This is a genomic window from Tardiphaga sp. (assembly GCF_025356345.1).
In the GTDB taxonomy this organism is placed as follows: Bacteria; Pseudomonadota; Alphaproteobacteria; order Rhizobiales; family Xanthobacteraceae; genus Tardiphaga.
Genome location: NZ_JANXTC010000082.1, coordinates 1 through 14,165 on the forward strand (window position 1 = coordinate 1; position 14,165 = coordinate 14,165).

The window sequence follows — 14,165 nt, forward strand, 5'->3', positions numbered from 1 at the left end:
TGGGCACGCCCCGGCGCCCATCGAGCGGTCGGCGATTGACCTGCCCTACGGCGCCGCGACGGAAGGCAAGGGCGGGCAAGCGTGCTTGTACCGCCCTCGCCGACCCGGCTTCGCCGCCATGGCCTACGCCTTGCCCGCCTCGCTTTGGCCAGGTATCATAGTAGCTATGACTGACTCCGCACTGGACCGTCCTGTCGCCGTCTTCGATGCCGGCATTGGCAGTTACGCGATCGTTGACCTGATTCACCGGCGCCTGCCGCGGCAGGACATCGTATACCTCGCCGATCGCGCAAGCTTCCCCTACGGAGGCAAGGACGGCACCGCCTTGCTTGCGACCATGCAGCGGACGATTGCGTTTCTCGATGGCTACGCGCCGTCGGCGATCGTCATCGCATCCAACGCGCCGTCCATCATGGTGCTCGATGCGCTGGAGGGATCAACTTCCGTGCCGTTGTTGGGAGTGCGGCCGCCCCTCGCCGAAGCGCTGGCCACATCGCACACCGGCTCCGTCGGCATCATGGGCGTGCGTTCACTGGTTGCCAGCGGGCTGCTTGATCGCTTCATCAGAGGGATAGCGCGCGATCCGTCTCGCGTGGCGGCGATCGATGCGTCCGATATGGTCGACCTGGTCGAGACCGGCCGATTTCTCTTCGCCCCTGACGAGACGCAGCAGGCCGTCGACGCCTTCGCCGCGAAGCTGATGACCACGCATCCGGCTATTGACGTACTGACCTTGTCGAGTACCCATCTGCCGTGGCTGCGCGCATTCTTTGAACGCGCACTACCTGCTGTAACGTTCCTCGACCCGGCCGAACAGGTCGTCGAGAGCATCGGCGCCGGCACCGCTGGATCGGGACGCATTCTCGGGCTGGTCACGGAAACGCCGGCGTTCCCCGTCGCCGTATTCCGGCAGATGCTCGCAGCAATCGGTGCCGATATCCCGCTGGAGCGGGTTACCATCGAAGACGCCTATGCCGCCGCAGGCCACCCTGCAGCAATCCAGTGAAAGTCCCCCCATCGCCCATGTTCGGGCATGATGAAAGAGTTTGATCTCTGCCCGGCCGGGCGCGTCAGGCCCGCATCGCCCCCGCCAACTCTCCGCTTGCGCCATTGGCGAAATCCACGCACTGCATAAAGGTGGTGCCCGGAATCGTGAGCCATGCCGAGTTCGCCGGGTACACCATCGGAGATCTTCGAATGCTTAAATTCTACTTCAACGGGTCACCCAATCCGACCAAGGTCGCGCTGCTGCTCGAGGAACTCGGCCTGCCCTACGAGCCTGTGCCGGTCGATACCCGCACCGGCGGCCAGTTCAAGCCGGATTATCTCGCCATCAACCCGAACGCCAAGGTGCCGGCGATCGACGATGACGGCGTCCAGGTGTTCGACAGCAACGCCATCCTGCTCTACCTCGCCGAGAAGACCGGCAAGTTCCTGCCGTCCAACACCCCCGCGCACCGCGCCGAATTGCTGTCATGGCTGATGTTCGTCGCCACGGGCGTTGGTCCGTTCTTCGGCCAGGCCGTGCACTTCAAGCATTTTGCGCCCGAAAAAATCGACTATGCCAACAACCGCTACCAGTTCGAGGCGGCGCGCCACCTCGCGGTGCTGAACGACCGTCTCGAAGGCCGCCGCTATATGGTCGGTGACAACTACACGATCGTCGATATGGACGTCTGGGGCTGGGCCCGGATGGCGACGTTTGTGATGGGTGACGATGCCTTGACGAAGTATCCCAACGTGAAACGTCTGGTCGACGAGGTCTCGGCACGGCCGGCCGCCGCCAAGGCGATCGCGCTAAAGGACAAGTTCACCTGGAAAGCGGAAATGGACGACGAAGCCCGCCGCAACATGTTCAAGCACATCCCCGGCAAGGTCGCCTGATCCCGCGCAGATCAGGGCCGGGCGCGCACCGCGCCCGGCCTTCTCAAGCGAGTTCGCTCAGCCAGAAACCCGGCTGGGCGGCTGCGGGAACGGCCCAAGAGCCTTTTCAGTCAGCGCGGAATCACAATATTCCCTGACCTGCTTGATCTTGCCGTTCTCGATCCGCCACACGATGCAGTAGTCGTTGTCATAGCGAACACCTGCCTTCGTGACATTATCGCCCTTGGCCTCGACGACGACGGTGTCGCCCTCGGCGATAAAATTAAACGCCACCGTGCGTGGCCGGACGTCGAAAAGCGACCTGAAATAGCCCATCAGACCATTCAACACCGCGTCGCGTCCTTCAAAGGTCCGCGACCAGGAATGTTGCCCTGTGACGGTCCAGCACACGTCGTCGGCAAGGTTATCGGCGAACGTCGTGCCGCAGCGGTCCGCTGAATCAGTGTAAACTCGCTCGATCAGCTTCTTGTTTTCGGCGATACGCATTTAAAGGCTCCATCGGTTGCGAACAATGGAGGCACTATCCGAGGCCAAACCGACTTCTTCCAATCGATAGTCTGTATGATATATATTTGCAGCATGAATTTAGCTGCTCTCGATATGAATCTGCTTGTTGCGCTGGATGCGTTGCTGCGGGAAGCGAGTGTCAGCCGCGCTGCGCTGCGGATTGGCTTGTCACAGCCGGCGGCAAGTCACGCCCTGCAGCGGCTGCGCGATTTGCTCGGCGACCCCCTGCTGGTTCGAGTGGGGGCGAGGATGGAATTGACACCGCGCGCTTGTGCCCTGCGCGGGCCGCTTTTGCAGGCGCTGGATCAGGTGCGCGGCCTGTTCATTCCCGACGGTTTCGACGCCATCAGCAGCGAGCGGTGCTTCCGGCTGATGATGCCGGATCTTGCCGTCGAACTGCTGATACCGCCGCTGGTTGCGCGGATATCCGCGCTGGCTCCGAACGTCCGGATCGATGTGGTGCCGTGGCGCGGGCCTGCGATCATGACCGCGGAATTCGTCCGAACCATCGATATGGTGATCAGCATTGGCAACGACTTCCGGGGATTTCATCGGCAGTTGCTCTACACCGACAGCGACGCGCTCGCGGTGTGTGGTGGTCACGCCGCTGGCACTAGGCTGGCGCAGCGTGAAGCGTTCCTGAAAGCGCGACACGTCGCGGTCGTGATCCGCGGCCAGAACGAAGACCTGATCGATGGATGGCTTCGTCGCAAGGGGCTTGAGCGGCGAATCGCGCTGGTGGTCCCAGGCTACATCGAAGCACTGCATATTGTCTCGCGCACCGATCTCGTCGCATTCGTTCCGCGCCGGCTGATCGCGGCGCTCGCACGACGGTTGGCGCTCGTCACGGTCGCGCCACCACTGGATCCGGGCATCGATGAGCAGTTCATGTTCACCCCGACCCGGGCGCAGTTCGATCCCGGCTTGATATGGCTGCGACAACTCATGCTGGAAACCGGGCGCGGGCTGGACGAAAAGGAGCAGGCAGACGTCCGACAAATCGACGTGACGCCCTCCGCTGACTCCTGATAGCGGCCGAAGATACCTTCGGCTGGTCCGAACGGCGGCAGCGATGCTACGCCGCCCGCACGAGGCCGGCCTGATCCACCAGATTTTGCCGGGCATGGTCCAGATAGAGCCGGATTTCCTTGGTCAGCAGGCCCGATTGCGAGGACAAGTCGCCGGAGGCCGCCATGGTCGACGTCGCCAGTTGCTCGGTGTCCTTGGCGGTGGTGGCCAGCGACTGGATGCTGGCGGAAATCTCGCGCACCACACCGAACGCTTCGTCGACATTGCGGGCAATGCCGGCAGTCGCCTCTGACTGCGCTTCCGAGGCGCTGGCTACCTTGCCCGTGATCTCGCTGACCTCCGCGATCACGGTGCCAATCTCGGTGATGGAGTCGCTGACCTTGTCGGTGGCGGATTTGACTTGACCGATCTGGCCCTCGATCTCGGCGATGAATGCGGCGGTCTGCGTCGCCAGCGACTTGACCTCATGCGCGACCACCGCGAAGCCGCGACCGGCGTCGCCGGCACGGGCCGCCTCGATGGTGGCATTGAGCGCCAGCAGATTGGTCTGCGAGGCGATCGCATTGATCGATTTCACGACCTCGCTGATCCGCAGCGCGACATTCCGCAGCACGTCGACATTGCTGGCGGCGTCGGCGACCCGCTCCACGGCCCGGCCGGCGATCGCCGCCGACCGGGCGATATCGGCGCCGACCTCGCTGGCATTCGACGACAGATCAGCCGTCGCCGAGGCGACCGAATGCATATTGGCCGCGGCTTGCTCGGAAGCCGCTGCCACCGAGGTCATGCGCCGCAGCGTCGAGCTGGCGCCGGCGCGCAGATTGCCCGCGGTCCCGCTCATTTCCGCCGCGCCATTGTCCAGCGCGCTAACGATGGCATTGACGGTAATTTCCAGATCGGCGGTTTGCTGCTCGAAATGCTTGATGCGCGCCGCGATGCTGTCGGTGGCCGCGTTCATCGCATTGGCACCCTGCAGCAGTCCGCCGTGCAGGCCGCCCGGCAGGATGCGACGATAATACTTGTTGTGGTGCAACGCGGTCATCGCCGCGGTCGACTCGCGAACGAAGGCGTCGCAACCGTCGATCATGTCGTTGATGGTATGCAGCAGCTCACTTATCTTGCCACCGACCGGGATCGACAGGATGCGCGCCTCGAAATCGCCCTGCGCGATGCCGCGGCAGGCCTTGGTCGCGCGCTCGACCAGCGCTGTGACGCGCGTCATCCAGATCAGCGACAGAACGGCCGCCGCTGTCACCAGCATCTCGCACGCGATGGCCGACCACAGGAAGCCCGCGAATTGCAACCCGATCGCCACGACCGAGCCGGCGATGACGAGCAGCGTGCTAAGCTGCGCTCTTGAGAGAAAACATGAGTTCGTCATAGCTGACTTTCTGCGAGGCAACGAAATCCATCAGAGCCTTGTGGCCGGCGGCGACGGCGTCCTTGCCATTGGTATGGCGCCGCTCGATCGCCAGCACCTCGGCATAGAGCGGCACGATCGTGTTTTCGATGATGTCACGGGCCGGCGCCCGGCGATTGGAATGGTAGCTACCGATCTTGCCGTCGGCGCCGAAGGATGGCGTGACATGGGCATAGACCCAGTAATGGTCGCCGTTCCTTGCCATGTTCTTGACGTAAGCGAAGATCTCGCGGCGATCCTCGATCGCATCCCACAGCAGACGGAACACGCCGCGCGGCATGTCTGGATGGCGGACGATGCTATGCTGCTGGCCGATCAGTTCAGCCTCGGTGTAGCCCGCGACCTGGCAGAACAGCCGGTTGGCATAGGTCAGCCGGCCCTTCAGGTCGGTCTTCGAGACGATCAACTCGGAGGCCGGAAAGAAGCTCTCCCGGCCGCTCGGCGTGACGTGCTTGGACATGTAAAATCCGTGGTGACGCGTTCGCGGAAACGATAGTTGGCGATATAATGAAACCCGGCTGAACGAAGCGTTAAGGCTCGACGCCTGGCACAAACGTTCTGTCAGTAAACCATCGCAGCGCTTGATTGCATTTCGCTTAAAGTGCCTTCGCAAGTGCCCCCTTTGCCGTTCCTGTACCGTCCCACCCGGTACATTACAGGGAAACAAATGACGGCTCTGATCGCTGGCGGCGGCCTCGCGGTTTTCGTGCGGCCGGATCAGCCGAGTCCGTGCGCAATCACCTTGCGCATCAGATTGGGCAGAGCCTCATCGTCGAGCGTCGCGACCGGCACAAAGCGCATGCCGTCCGGCGCCCGGCTGCGCGCCGCGACGGACGCGGTGTAGACCACCAGCTCCAGCGGGAAATGCGTGAAGACGTGACTGACGACGCCGAGCTTGCGGTGCCAGCGCACCCCCTTCAGCGCGGGCGCCTGTCGCAGCGCCGCGTCGGCGTCATGATCCGCCAGCCATTCCGACGACGGCACCTCGGTCATGCCGCCGAGCAGGCCTTTTTCGGCCCGCGTGCGCACCAGCAAGTCATGGCCGCGCGTCACCACGAAGGCCGCGCCTTTTCGCAAGGTACCGGCCTTCTTCGCCGCCTTGTGCGGAAAGCTCTCCTGATCGCCGCGGATTCGCGCCGCGCACTCGTCATTGATCGGGCACAGCGCGCAGGCCGGTTTCTTCGGCGTGCAGATCGAAGAGCCGAGATCCATCAGCGCCTGCGCGCTATCGCCGGCGCGGGTCGCGGCCAGCAGCGTGGTGGCAAGCGCCTGGATCCGCGGTTTGGCCTTCGGCAACGGTTCTTCCACCGCATAGAGCCGCGACACCACGCGCTCGATATTGCCATCGACCGGCATGCACTGCCGGCCGAACGCGATCGCGGCGATGGCGGAAGCGGTATACGGCCCTATGCCGGGCAGCGTGCGCAGCCCTGCTTCCGTATCCGGAAACGCGCCGCCATGATCGCGCAGTACCGCGACCGCGCAGGCATGCAGGTTACGGGCGCGGGAATAATAGCCAAGCCCGGCCCACATCCGCAGCACGTCGTCCTGCGACGCGGCGCCGAGATCGGCCACGCTCGGCCAGCGCGCCAGGAATTTTTCGAAATAAGGCCCGACGGTCTGCACGCCGGTCTGCTGCAGCATGATTTCCGACAGCCAGACCCGGTACGGATCGATCGCGCCGCCGGGCAGCGGCCGCCACGGCAGTTTGCGGCGATGGCGGTCATACCAGTCGAGCAGCAGCAGCGGCCGGTCGACGACCGTTACGGACTTTCGGGTCTTGATGGCTGGCGATACGGTCACAGCGCATTGTAAATTCGGATTCGGGCCATGGCCAGCACCTGTCAATGCTGGCACGCCGCCTGATTTCAGCTGCCCCGCCGCGTGGCAGGTGCTAGGACACGGCATGCGCAAGCCCGGATACATCTCCGCAAAACCCTTGTCCGTCCTGCTCGGCGGGGTGTTTGCCGATGCCTTCGCCAAACAGGGCTTTGCGTCGCGGGAACTGGTGACGCGCTGGGCGGAGATCGCCGGCGCCGAGGTGGCGAAATTTTCCGAACCCCTCAAGATCCAGTGGCCGCGCCCGGTCGAGGGCCAGCCGCAGCTGCCGGCAACCCTGATCCTGCGCGTCGAGGGCCCGATGGCGCTGGAGATCCAGCATTCCTCGGACGCCATCCTGCAGCGCGTCAACCGTTTCTTCGGCTGGAACGCGGTCGGCAAGATCGCGCTGCGCCAGGCCCCGCTGTCGCGGCCGAAACCACGCCGAACCATCACACCGCTCGACGCCTCCGCGGTGGCTGCGGTCGCCAAGGACCTCGGCTCGGTCGAGGATGACGAGTTGCGCCAGGCGCTGGCGCGGCTGGGCGCCTCGATCAAGCGGAATTGAGCCGGCCGCCGGTCCCATCGCCGGGCCCGCGCTTGCCACATTTGGCGTTTCAAGTTAGCGAATAGGAACATTTCCGGGCGCGCCGCGCCGATATGGAGCATTCCGTTGATCATCACGCGCCGTGACTTCACTGCCGCCCTTGCCCTCACCGGCGCCGCCGCTGCCATCGGCCTGTCGCCGCTGCGGCTGATCGACCAGGCCTTCGCGCAGAGCGCCGCCGACGTCGCCAAGCCGGTGTCGCTGCCCGACATGGCGATCGGCTCCAAGGACGCCACCGTCACCATCACCGAATATGCCTCGATGACCTGTCCGCATTGCGCGGCCTTCACCGAGCAGGTGCTGCCGAAGATCAAGGAAGCCTTCATCGACACCGGCAAGGTCCGCTTCGTGTTCCGCGAATTCCCGCTCGACATCAAGGCCGCCGCCGGCTCGATGCTGGCGCGCTGCATCGCCAAGGATGATGCCGGAAAGTATTTCACCGTCACCGAATTGCTTTTCAAGACGCAGAACGATTGGGTGATGAAGGACACCGCCGGCAGCCTGACCCGGATCGGCAAGCAGGCCGGCCTCAGCCAGGAAGCGGTGGAAGCCTGCCTGAAGGACCAGGCGCTGCTCGACAAGATCGCCGCCGACCAGAAATTCGCCAATGAGGTGCTGAAGGTCAATTCGACCCCGACCTTCTTCATCAACGGCGACATGCTCAAGGGCGAGACCTCGTTCGAGGACTTTTCCAAGAAGATCACCCCGCTGCTGAAGAGCTGAGGGCTTCTTCAGTCAGCCGCGAAGCGATGCTTCGCGGCTGACTGCCTGCCGAGCGCGCCACGCGGCGCACCTGGGTCGTCCATTCGAATGTCAAACAGCCACACCTCAGCGGTCCCGCGGCGCCATGCGCCCGGGGTTTGCCAGAAATCTCCCCTCGAAAATGAGGGGAGACGGCGCGCCGACAGGCGCGGGGGTGGCGGTGGGGACGCGATCCGTGTCACCACGAATCGCGACGGCTATGAGCGCGCCACATCGCGGGCAGGTTTACGCAGCCTGCGGCTGCTATGGGCGATTTTGGGCCAGGGGATCGTGCTTCCGGTCCAGGCTGCAGCCCCAGGGCCGCTGATCCGGCCGGCTTTCGCCCGCCTTCTACTTGTCCCGTGCAGCCACTGAAGGCAGCGCCCCGTGGTGGGCACGGACGGCGCCCCCCGGCCTCCCGAGTCCGCGGCTGCGAACCACGACCGCGAGCGCCGCATCCAAGCCCGCTTCAGAACGCCTCATGAAGCGGCCCCTCGCCGGTCCAGAAAAAGAAGATGATGATCTTAATAGGATTTTTGTCAAAATGAGCGACCGGTTAATTTTTCCGCGACAATTGCCGCCGACCGATTGGGCCAAGATTAACCGCCCGGCGCGATCCCGACACGGCGTAAACCCCGGTTAAATCCCGCGACTACCATGCTCCGGCGGCAACGGAGATGAGGCGATGGCTACCAACTGGATACTGGACGGGATTACGCTGGCGCTGGTCAGCTACGGCGTGGCGTGTTGCGTGGTGCCGGCCGGCCGCCCGGCCGGAGAATCCGCCCGCGACATGCTGCGCGCCTATGCGCGCCGCTGCGGCCCGCGGCAGCAGCGGGCGCTGTGCCGTCAGGCGGAGGCAGCCCTTGTCCGCGAGGGCGCGGGCTTCCCGCGAGCCTGTGCCGGACAAGCCGATGCCGACTTCATGATCGGGACTGTGGCCGTCGTGCCGTATCATGACGCGGCGGAGGCCTCCCTGCAGCCCGGGCAACCGGATCTCGAGCGCCGGTTGCCGCGGCCGACCACGCCGGCCATCGGCAGCGCCTCCTGATCCAGGCACGCCACCAGCGCGTGTAGCGGCGCCGCGGTTGGGTCGGCTGCCCGGCACTCACCCCCGCGACAACAGCGCTCTGGACGCCCTTACATTTAGCTTCGCTCATGCGGGCTAAGTTTCTTGTACCGTTCAGGCCTCGACGCGACTGCCTTGAATTTGCTGTCGCGCGGCGCGATGCTGGGCAACGAGGAGGCGGCAATGAAAATCAAAATTGTCATCCACGATGCGGAAGAAGGAGGCTACTGGGCCGAAGCCCCGGCGATTCCCGGCTGCGCCAGCCAGGGCGAAACCATGGGCGAATTGATACTCAACCTGCGTGAAGCGATCGCAGGCTGCCTCGCTATCGAGGTCGAGCCCGCCACCTCCGGCGGTGAAGAACTGATAATGGAATTGTCGGCGTGACCTCCGTTTCCGGCCGCTCGTTGGCTCGCCAGATCGAACGGCGCGGCTAGGTTTTGTTACGGATCAACGGCAGTCACCACATCTACGGCAAGCCCGGCAGCACCATCCGGCTGTCGACTCCGATCCACGGCAACGCGCTTCTGAAGATCGGGCTGCTCCGCCACCTCATGAAACTTGCCGACATCAACGATGATGAGTTGAGTTGAACTGACGCGCGAAGCGAAATTTCGACACGCGCCTCGGAATCAAATCGCCGGTTCAACAACGATGTAGGCAGCATGAGCCAAGCGAGATGAGGGCCAAGAGCACCAGCGGGCGACCCCGCATATCGCTCCGCCCATGCGGGCTGCTGAGCTTGCCGCCATTGGCTGCGCTGACGCGCAGACACGTGCGCACACATTTTTTCGCCAGATTCCGACTTATCCCCGCCGCTCCCAAAGCTCTGGAAAACCCGCCGTCGCTCGTTGCTCTCCCCGCCCCCTGCCGCCATTGTCCAGCGCTTGAGAGAGGCCAAGCAGCGAGTGCCGGCACGCCTGAAAATACCGTTCATGGTATTGTTCGCGCTGCACGATTCGCGCTTTGCCCATATTCTGTCCGGCCGCAAGGCCGGCGGCCTGCATAGAGTAACGTGTCCATGAAACTCACGCGCCTGCGCCTGCACGGGTTCAAATCCTTCGTCGAGCCGACCGATTTCATGATCGAGCCGGGCCTCACCGGCGTGGTCGGGCCGAATGGCTGCGGCAAGTCGAACCTGGTCGAGGCGCTGCGCTGGGCGATGGGCGAGACCTCGCACAAATCGCTGCGCGCCGCCGACATGGACGCGGTGATCTTCGCAGGCTCCGGCAATCGTGCCTCGCGCAACCACGCCGAAGTGGTGATGACGATCGACAATACCGACCGCACCGCGCCGTCGGCGGTCAATGATTCCGAGATCCTGGAAGTCTCGCGCCGGATCGAGCGCGAGGCCGGCTCCTCCTACCGCATCAACGGCCGCGACGTCCGCGCCCGCGACGTCCAGATCCTGTTCGCCGACGCCGCCACCGGCGCGCGCTCGCCGGCCCTCGTCCATCAGGGCAAGATCGGTGAAATCATCCAGGCCAAGCCGGAAGCGCGCCGCCGCGTGCTGGAAGACGCCGCCGGCGTCGCCGGCCTGCATGCCCGCCGCCACGAGGCCGAATTGCGCCTCAAGGCCGCCGAGACCAATCTGACCCGCGTCGAGGATGTGATCGGCCAGCTCTCCGGCCAGATCGACGGATTGAAGAAGCAGGCGCGGCAGGCGATCCGCTACCGCGAAGTCGCGCAAAAAGTGCGCAAGGCGGAAGCCACGCTGTTTCACTTGCGCTGGCTGCAGGCCCATACCGATGTCGCCGAAGCGCTGCGGACCCACGATATCAACGTCCGCGATCTCGCCGAACGCACCCGCGAACAGGGCGAATCGGCGCGCATCCAGGCGATCCGCGCCTCCGAGCTGCCGGCGCTGCGCGAGGCCGAAGCCCGCGCCGCCGCCGGATTACAGCGACTTACCAATGCCCGCGAATTGCTCGACCGCGAGGAAGTCCACGCCAAGGAGCGCGTCGGCGAACTCGATCGCCGCCTCTCGCAGTTCGAGAGTGACACCGCGCGCGAAATCCAACAGGCGGAAGACGCCGAGATCGCGCTGCTGAAGCTCGACGAAGAAGACGTCATGCTCAAGGAAGAGATTTTGTCGCGCGTCGAGCAGCGCGGCGGCGTCGATGACCGCGTCTCGGAAGCCGAGGCGGTGCTGGCCGCGGCCGAGCGCAGCTTCTCCGAACTGACCACCGCGCATGCCGACATGACCGCCAAGCGCAACCAGTTGCAGTCCAATGTGCGGACCCATGCCGACCGGCTGGCACGGCTCGGCCAGGAGATCGCCAATGTCGAGGCCGAGATCGAACGGCTGACGCAGACCACGTCAGGCTTCGGCGACATCGACGAACTCGCGGCCCTGATGGAAACCGCGCAGGAAATCCTGCTGCAGGCGGAGGGCACCGTATCCGACGCGGAAACGGCGCATGTCGCGGCCCGGCAGACGCTGGAGGCATCGCGCGCGCCGCTCAACGAGGCCGACAAGAAGGTGCAGCGGCTGGAGACCGAAGCCCGCACCATCTCGAAGATTCTCAACGGCGAGACCAAGAATCTGTGGCCGCCGATCATCGACGGCGTCAGCGTCACCAAGGGCTTTGAAAAGGCGCTCGGCGCCGTGCTCGGCGACGATCTCGATGCCCCCGTCGATCCATCGGCGCCGATGCGCTGGACCGATGCCGGCGTGCATGAAGACGATCCGGCGATGCCGGACGGCGTCGAGCGGCTTTCCGACCACGTCAACGCGCCGCCTGAACTTTCGCGTCGTCTGAAGCAGATCGGAATCATCACCAAGGACCAGGGCGCGGCGCTGGTGGCGCGGCTCAAGACCGGGCAGCGTCTGGTGTCGCTTGAAGGCGACGTCTGGCGCTGGGACGGTTTTGTCGCCGGGGCGCACGCGCCGACCGGCGCCGCGCGTCGCCTCGCCGAGCGCGCCCGTCTCACCGACATCGAGGCTGATCTCGAAGAGGCCCGCATCGATGCGCAAGTCAAGCGCGAGGCGCTGGAGCAGGCCGAAGCGGCGCTGAAGACGGCCTCCTCCGCGGAAGCCGTATCGCGCGACGCGCTGCGCAACGCCCGCCGCGACGTCGACCAGTCGCGCGAGCGCCATGCCAATGCCGAACGCGAGATCAACCGTCACGCGGCCCGCCGCTCGGCGCTGACCGAGGCGCAGACCCGCCTCGACAATGACCGTCTCGAAGCGGAAGCCGCGCATGAGAGCGCGCATGCCGCGCTGGAATATCTGCCGGATTCGAGCGACGCCGAGACCAGGCTCGCCGCCGTCCGTGGCGAGATCGAAGGCCATCGCCGGCTCGCCGCTCAGGTGCGCGCCGAGGCCCAGGCGCTGGCGCGCGATGCCGAGCTCGCCGACCGGCGGCTGCAGGCGATCATCAGTGAACGCACGCAGTGGACCAGCCGCCAATCCAGCGCCGCCTCGCAGATCCAGACCGTCACTTCGCGCATGGCCGAAGTTACCGCCGAGCGGGCCGAGCTGGAAGACGCCCCGGCGTTGTTCCTGCAAAAGCGCCGCGCGCTGATCTCGGAGGTCGAAAGCGCCGAACAGGCCCGCCAGCTCGCCGCCGACGCCCTGCAGACCGCCGAAAACGCGATGAAGGAAACCGACCGAGACGCCAAGGCCTCGCTGGAAGCCCTGTCGAGCGCGCGCGAGGCCTGCGCCCGCGCCGAAGAACGGATGGAGGGCGGCAAGCGCCGGCTCGAGGACATCGAGCGCGAAATCCGCGACATGCTGGAAGTCGAGCCGGATGGCGTCGCCGCGATGGCCGAGATCAAGCCCGGCGACGCGTTGCCCGATCTGCACGAGATCGAGGCTGACCTGGAAAAGATGCGCCGCGACCGCGAGCGGCTCGGCGCCGTCAATCTGCGCGCCGAGGAAGAGCTCAACGAAGTGGAGGGCTCGCATAATGGCCTGGCCACCGAGCGCGACGACCTGGTCGAGGCCATCAAGCGGCTGCGCCAGGGCATTCAGAGCCTCAACAAGGAAGCGCGCGAGCGGCTGCTGACCTCGTTCGAGATCGTCAACGGCCACTTCAAGCGGATGTTCGTCGAATTGTTCGGCGGCGGCGAGGCCGAGCTGAAACTGATCGAAAGCGACGATCCGCTCGAGGCGGGCCTCGAGATCGTCGCCAAGCCGCCCGGCAAGAAGCCGCAGACGCTGTCGCTGTTGTCGGGCGGCGAGCAGGCGCTGACCGCGCTGGCGCTCATCTTCGCGGTGTTCCTGACCAATCCGTCGCCGATCTGCGTGCTTGACGAAGTCGATGCGCCGCTCGACGACCACAATGTCGAACGTTTCTGCAATTTGCTGCACGAAATGGCCGCGACCACCGAGACCCGCTTCATCACCATCACCCACAACCCGATCACCATGGCGCGGATGCACCGGCTGTTCGGCGTGACCATGGCCGAGCGCGGCGTCTCGCAGCTGATCTCGGTCGATCTCGAGAACGCGGTGAAGATCCTGGATCAGGAAGTGGCGTAATTCTTTTTTCCTTCCCTTCCCCCTTGTGGGAGAAGGGGCCTTCGCGAAGCGGAGGCGGATGGGGAGTTGCGGAGCTCCACTGCCCCTCACCCGTCTCGAACTGCTCCGCGGTTCGATCCACCTTCTCCCGCAAGGGGAGAGGGAAGAACAAAGGGCGCGCTTTTCCCATGACCGCCCCTGACCTGCCCGCCGAACTCACCGCCGCCCTGAATGCCCGCCTGCACGGCCTGTCCCGCAGCGACGCCGCAATGCGCTCGGACGCGATATCGAGAACCTATCGCAGCGGCGGCGGCTCCGGCGCGATTCGCACCGACAATGATGCGCTGGCCTATGCGCTGGCGCGGATGCCGGCGACCTACGCCGCGGTCACAGCCAGCCTCAACGCGCTGCGACAGGCGCGGCCGGGTTTCGCGCCCGTCAGCGTGCTGGATTGCGGCGCCGGACCGGGCACCGCGAGCTGGGCCTGTGCCGAGGCCTTCGATTCGCTGCAAGGCTTCACATTGCTTGATTCCAATCCAGCGCTGCGCACGCTGGCGCTCGACCTCGCCCGCGACAGCCAGCGCCTCGCCGCCCTGCGCTACGACCTCGGCGACGCCACGGCCCA

The 14,165-nt window shown here is 65.1% G+C and carries 14 protein-coding genes; 10 read left to right on the top strand and 4 right to left on the bottom strand.

Annotated features, from left to right (window positions below; all coding sequences use genetic code 11):
- On the top strand, positions 1-1,006 hold a 1,006-nt coding region (locus Q0S16_RS04480; protein ID WP_366517802.1), incomplete at its 5' end, for a hypothetical protein.
- Between the two features lie 191 nt (positions 1,007-1,197).
- Positions 1,198-1,884 carry a glutathione S-transferase N-terminal domain-containing protein gene (locus tag Q0S16_RS04485; protein WP_295845511.1) on the top strand — a complete coding sequence of 229 codons (687 nt, stop codon included), beginning with the start codon at positions 1,198-1,200 and terminating at the stop codon, positions 1,882-1,884.
- A gap of 57 nt (positions 1,885-1,941) precedes the next feature.
- Here Q0S16_RS04485 and Q0S16_RS04490 read toward each other — a convergent pair whose 3' ends face one another.
- Positions 1,942-2,370, bottom strand: a complete 429-nt coding sequence (locus Q0S16_RS04490) for a nuclear transport factor 2 family protein (RefSeq protein WP_295845513.1) — start codon at positions 2,368-2,370, stop codon at positions 1,942-1,944.
- Positions 2,371-2,463: 93 nt separating this feature from the next.
- Between Q0S16_RS04490 and Q0S16_RS04495 the strand changes: the two genes are divergently transcribed.
- Positions 2,464-3,420, top strand: a complete 957-nt coding sequence (locus Q0S16_RS04495; protein WP_295845516.1) for a LysR family transcriptional regulator — start codon at positions 2,464-2,466, stop codon at positions 3,418-3,420.
- Positions 3,421-3,466: 46 nt separating this feature from the next.
- Here the strand turns inward: Q0S16_RS04495 and Q0S16_RS04500 are convergent, their stop codons facing one another.
- The 3 genes from Q0S16_RS04500 to mutY all read right to left on the bottom strand — a co-directional run bounded on the left by Q0S16_RS04500 (position 3,467) and on the right by mutY (position 6,643).
- Positions 3,467-4,801, bottom strand: coding sequence for a methyl-accepting chemotaxis protein (locus tag Q0S16_RS04500; RefSeq protein WP_295845519.1), 1,335 nt, complete (start codon positions 4,799-4,801; stop codon positions 3,467-3,469).
- Entirely contained in the window at positions 4,764-5,300 is a 537-nt protein-coding gene (locus tag Q0S16_RS04505; RefSeq protein ID WP_295845521.1) for a PAS domain-containing protein, read from the bottom strand. The genes Q0S16_RS04500 and Q0S16_RS04505 overlap by 38 nt, the downstream gene beginning before the upstream one ends.
- A gap of 257 nt (positions 5,301-5,557) precedes the next feature.
- Positions 5,558-6,643: an A/G-specific adenine glycosylase gene (gene mutY, locus Q0S16_RS04510; RefSeq protein WP_295845524.1), complete on the bottom strand. Its 1,086-nt coding sequence runs from the start codon at positions 6,641-6,643 to the stop codon at positions 5,558-5,560.
- Between the two features lie 103 nt (positions 6,644-6,746).
- Between mutY and Q0S16_RS04515 the strand changes: the two genes are divergently transcribed.
- The 7 genes from Q0S16_RS04515 to Q0S16_RS04545 form a co-directional block, all read left to right on the top strand.
- Positions 6,747-7,226, top strand: a complete 480-nt coding sequence (locus tag Q0S16_RS04515) for a DciA family protein (protein WP_295845526.1) — start codon at positions 6,747-6,749, stop codon at positions 7,224-7,226.
- 105 nt (positions 7,227-7,331) lie between these two features.
- Positions 7,332-7,988, top strand: coding sequence for a DsbA family protein (locus Q0S16_RS04520; protein WP_295845528.1), 657 nt, complete (start codon positions 7,332-7,334; stop codon positions 7,986-7,988).
- 703 nt (positions 7,989-8,691) lie between these two features.
- The gene (locus Q0S16_RS04525) at positions 8,692-9,057 is read left to right on the top strand and encodes a hypothetical protein (RefSeq protein WP_295845530.1); all 366 of its coding nucleotides are present in this window, start codon (positions 8,692-8,694) and stop codon (positions 9,055-9,057) included.
- A gap of 153 nt (positions 9,058-9,210) precedes the next feature.
- Entirely contained in the window at positions 9,211-9,462 is a 252-nt protein-coding gene (locus Q0S16_RS04530; RefSeq protein ID WP_295845532.1) for a type II toxin-antitoxin system HicB family antitoxin, read from the top strand.
- 53 nt (positions 9,463-9,515) lie between these two features.
- Positions 9,516-9,668 (top strand): type II toxin-antitoxin system HicA family toxin, encoded by a 153-nt coding sequence (locus tag Q0S16_RS04535; RefSeq protein WP_295845534.1) that lies wholly within the window; start codon positions 9,516-9,518, stop codon positions 9,666-9,668.
- 428 nt (positions 9,669-10,096) lie between these two features.
- Positions 10,097-13,561: a chromosome segregation protein SMC gene (smc, locus tag Q0S16_RS04540; protein WP_295845536.1), complete on the top strand. Its 3,465-nt coding sequence runs from the start codon at positions 10,097-10,099 to the stop codon at positions 13,559-13,561.
- Between the two features lie 167 nt (positions 13,562-13,728).
- A partial coding sequence (locus Q0S16_RS04545; RefSeq protein WP_295845538.1) for a small ribosomal subunit Rsm22 family protein occupies positions 13,729-14,165 on the top strand: 437 nt, incomplete at its 3' end.

What these genes read in the sequence shown, in the direction of transcription:
- Q0S16_RS04495 (WP_295845516.1), top strand. Translation starts at nt 2,464, where the DNA reads ATGAATTTAGCTGCTCTCGATATGAATCTGCTTGTTGCGCTGGATGCG.
- Q0S16_RS04485 (WP_295845511.1), top strand. Translation starts at nt 1,198, where the DNA reads ATGCTTAAATTCTACTTCAACGGGTCACCCAATCCGACCAAGGTCGCG.
- Q0S16_RS04515 (WP_295845526.1), top strand. Translation starts at nt 6,747, where the DNA reads ATGCGCAAGCCCGGATACATCTCCGCAAAACCCTTGTCCGTCCTGCTC.
- Q0S16_RS04525 (WP_295845530.1), top strand. Translation starts at nt 8,692, where the DNA reads ATGGCTACCAACTGGATACTGGACGGGATTACGCTGGCGCTGGTCAGC.
- Q0S16_RS04500 (WP_295845519.1), bottom strand. Translation starts at nt 4,801, where the DNA reads ATGACGAACTCATGTTTTCTCTCAAGAGCGCAGCTTAGCACGCTGCTC.
- Q0S16_RS04505 (WP_295845521.1), bottom strand. Translation starts at nt 5,300, where the DNA reads ATGTCCAAGCACGTCACGCCGAGCGGCCGGGAGAGCTTCTTTCCGGCC.
- smc (WP_295845536.1), top strand. Translation starts at nt 10,097, where the DNA reads ATGAAACTCACGCGCCTGCGCCTGCACGGGTTCAAATCCTTCGTCGAG.
- Q0S16_RS04490 (WP_295845513.1), bottom strand. Translation starts at nt 2,370, where the DNA reads ATGCGTATCGCCGAAAACAAGAAGCTGATCGAGCGAGTTTACACTGAT.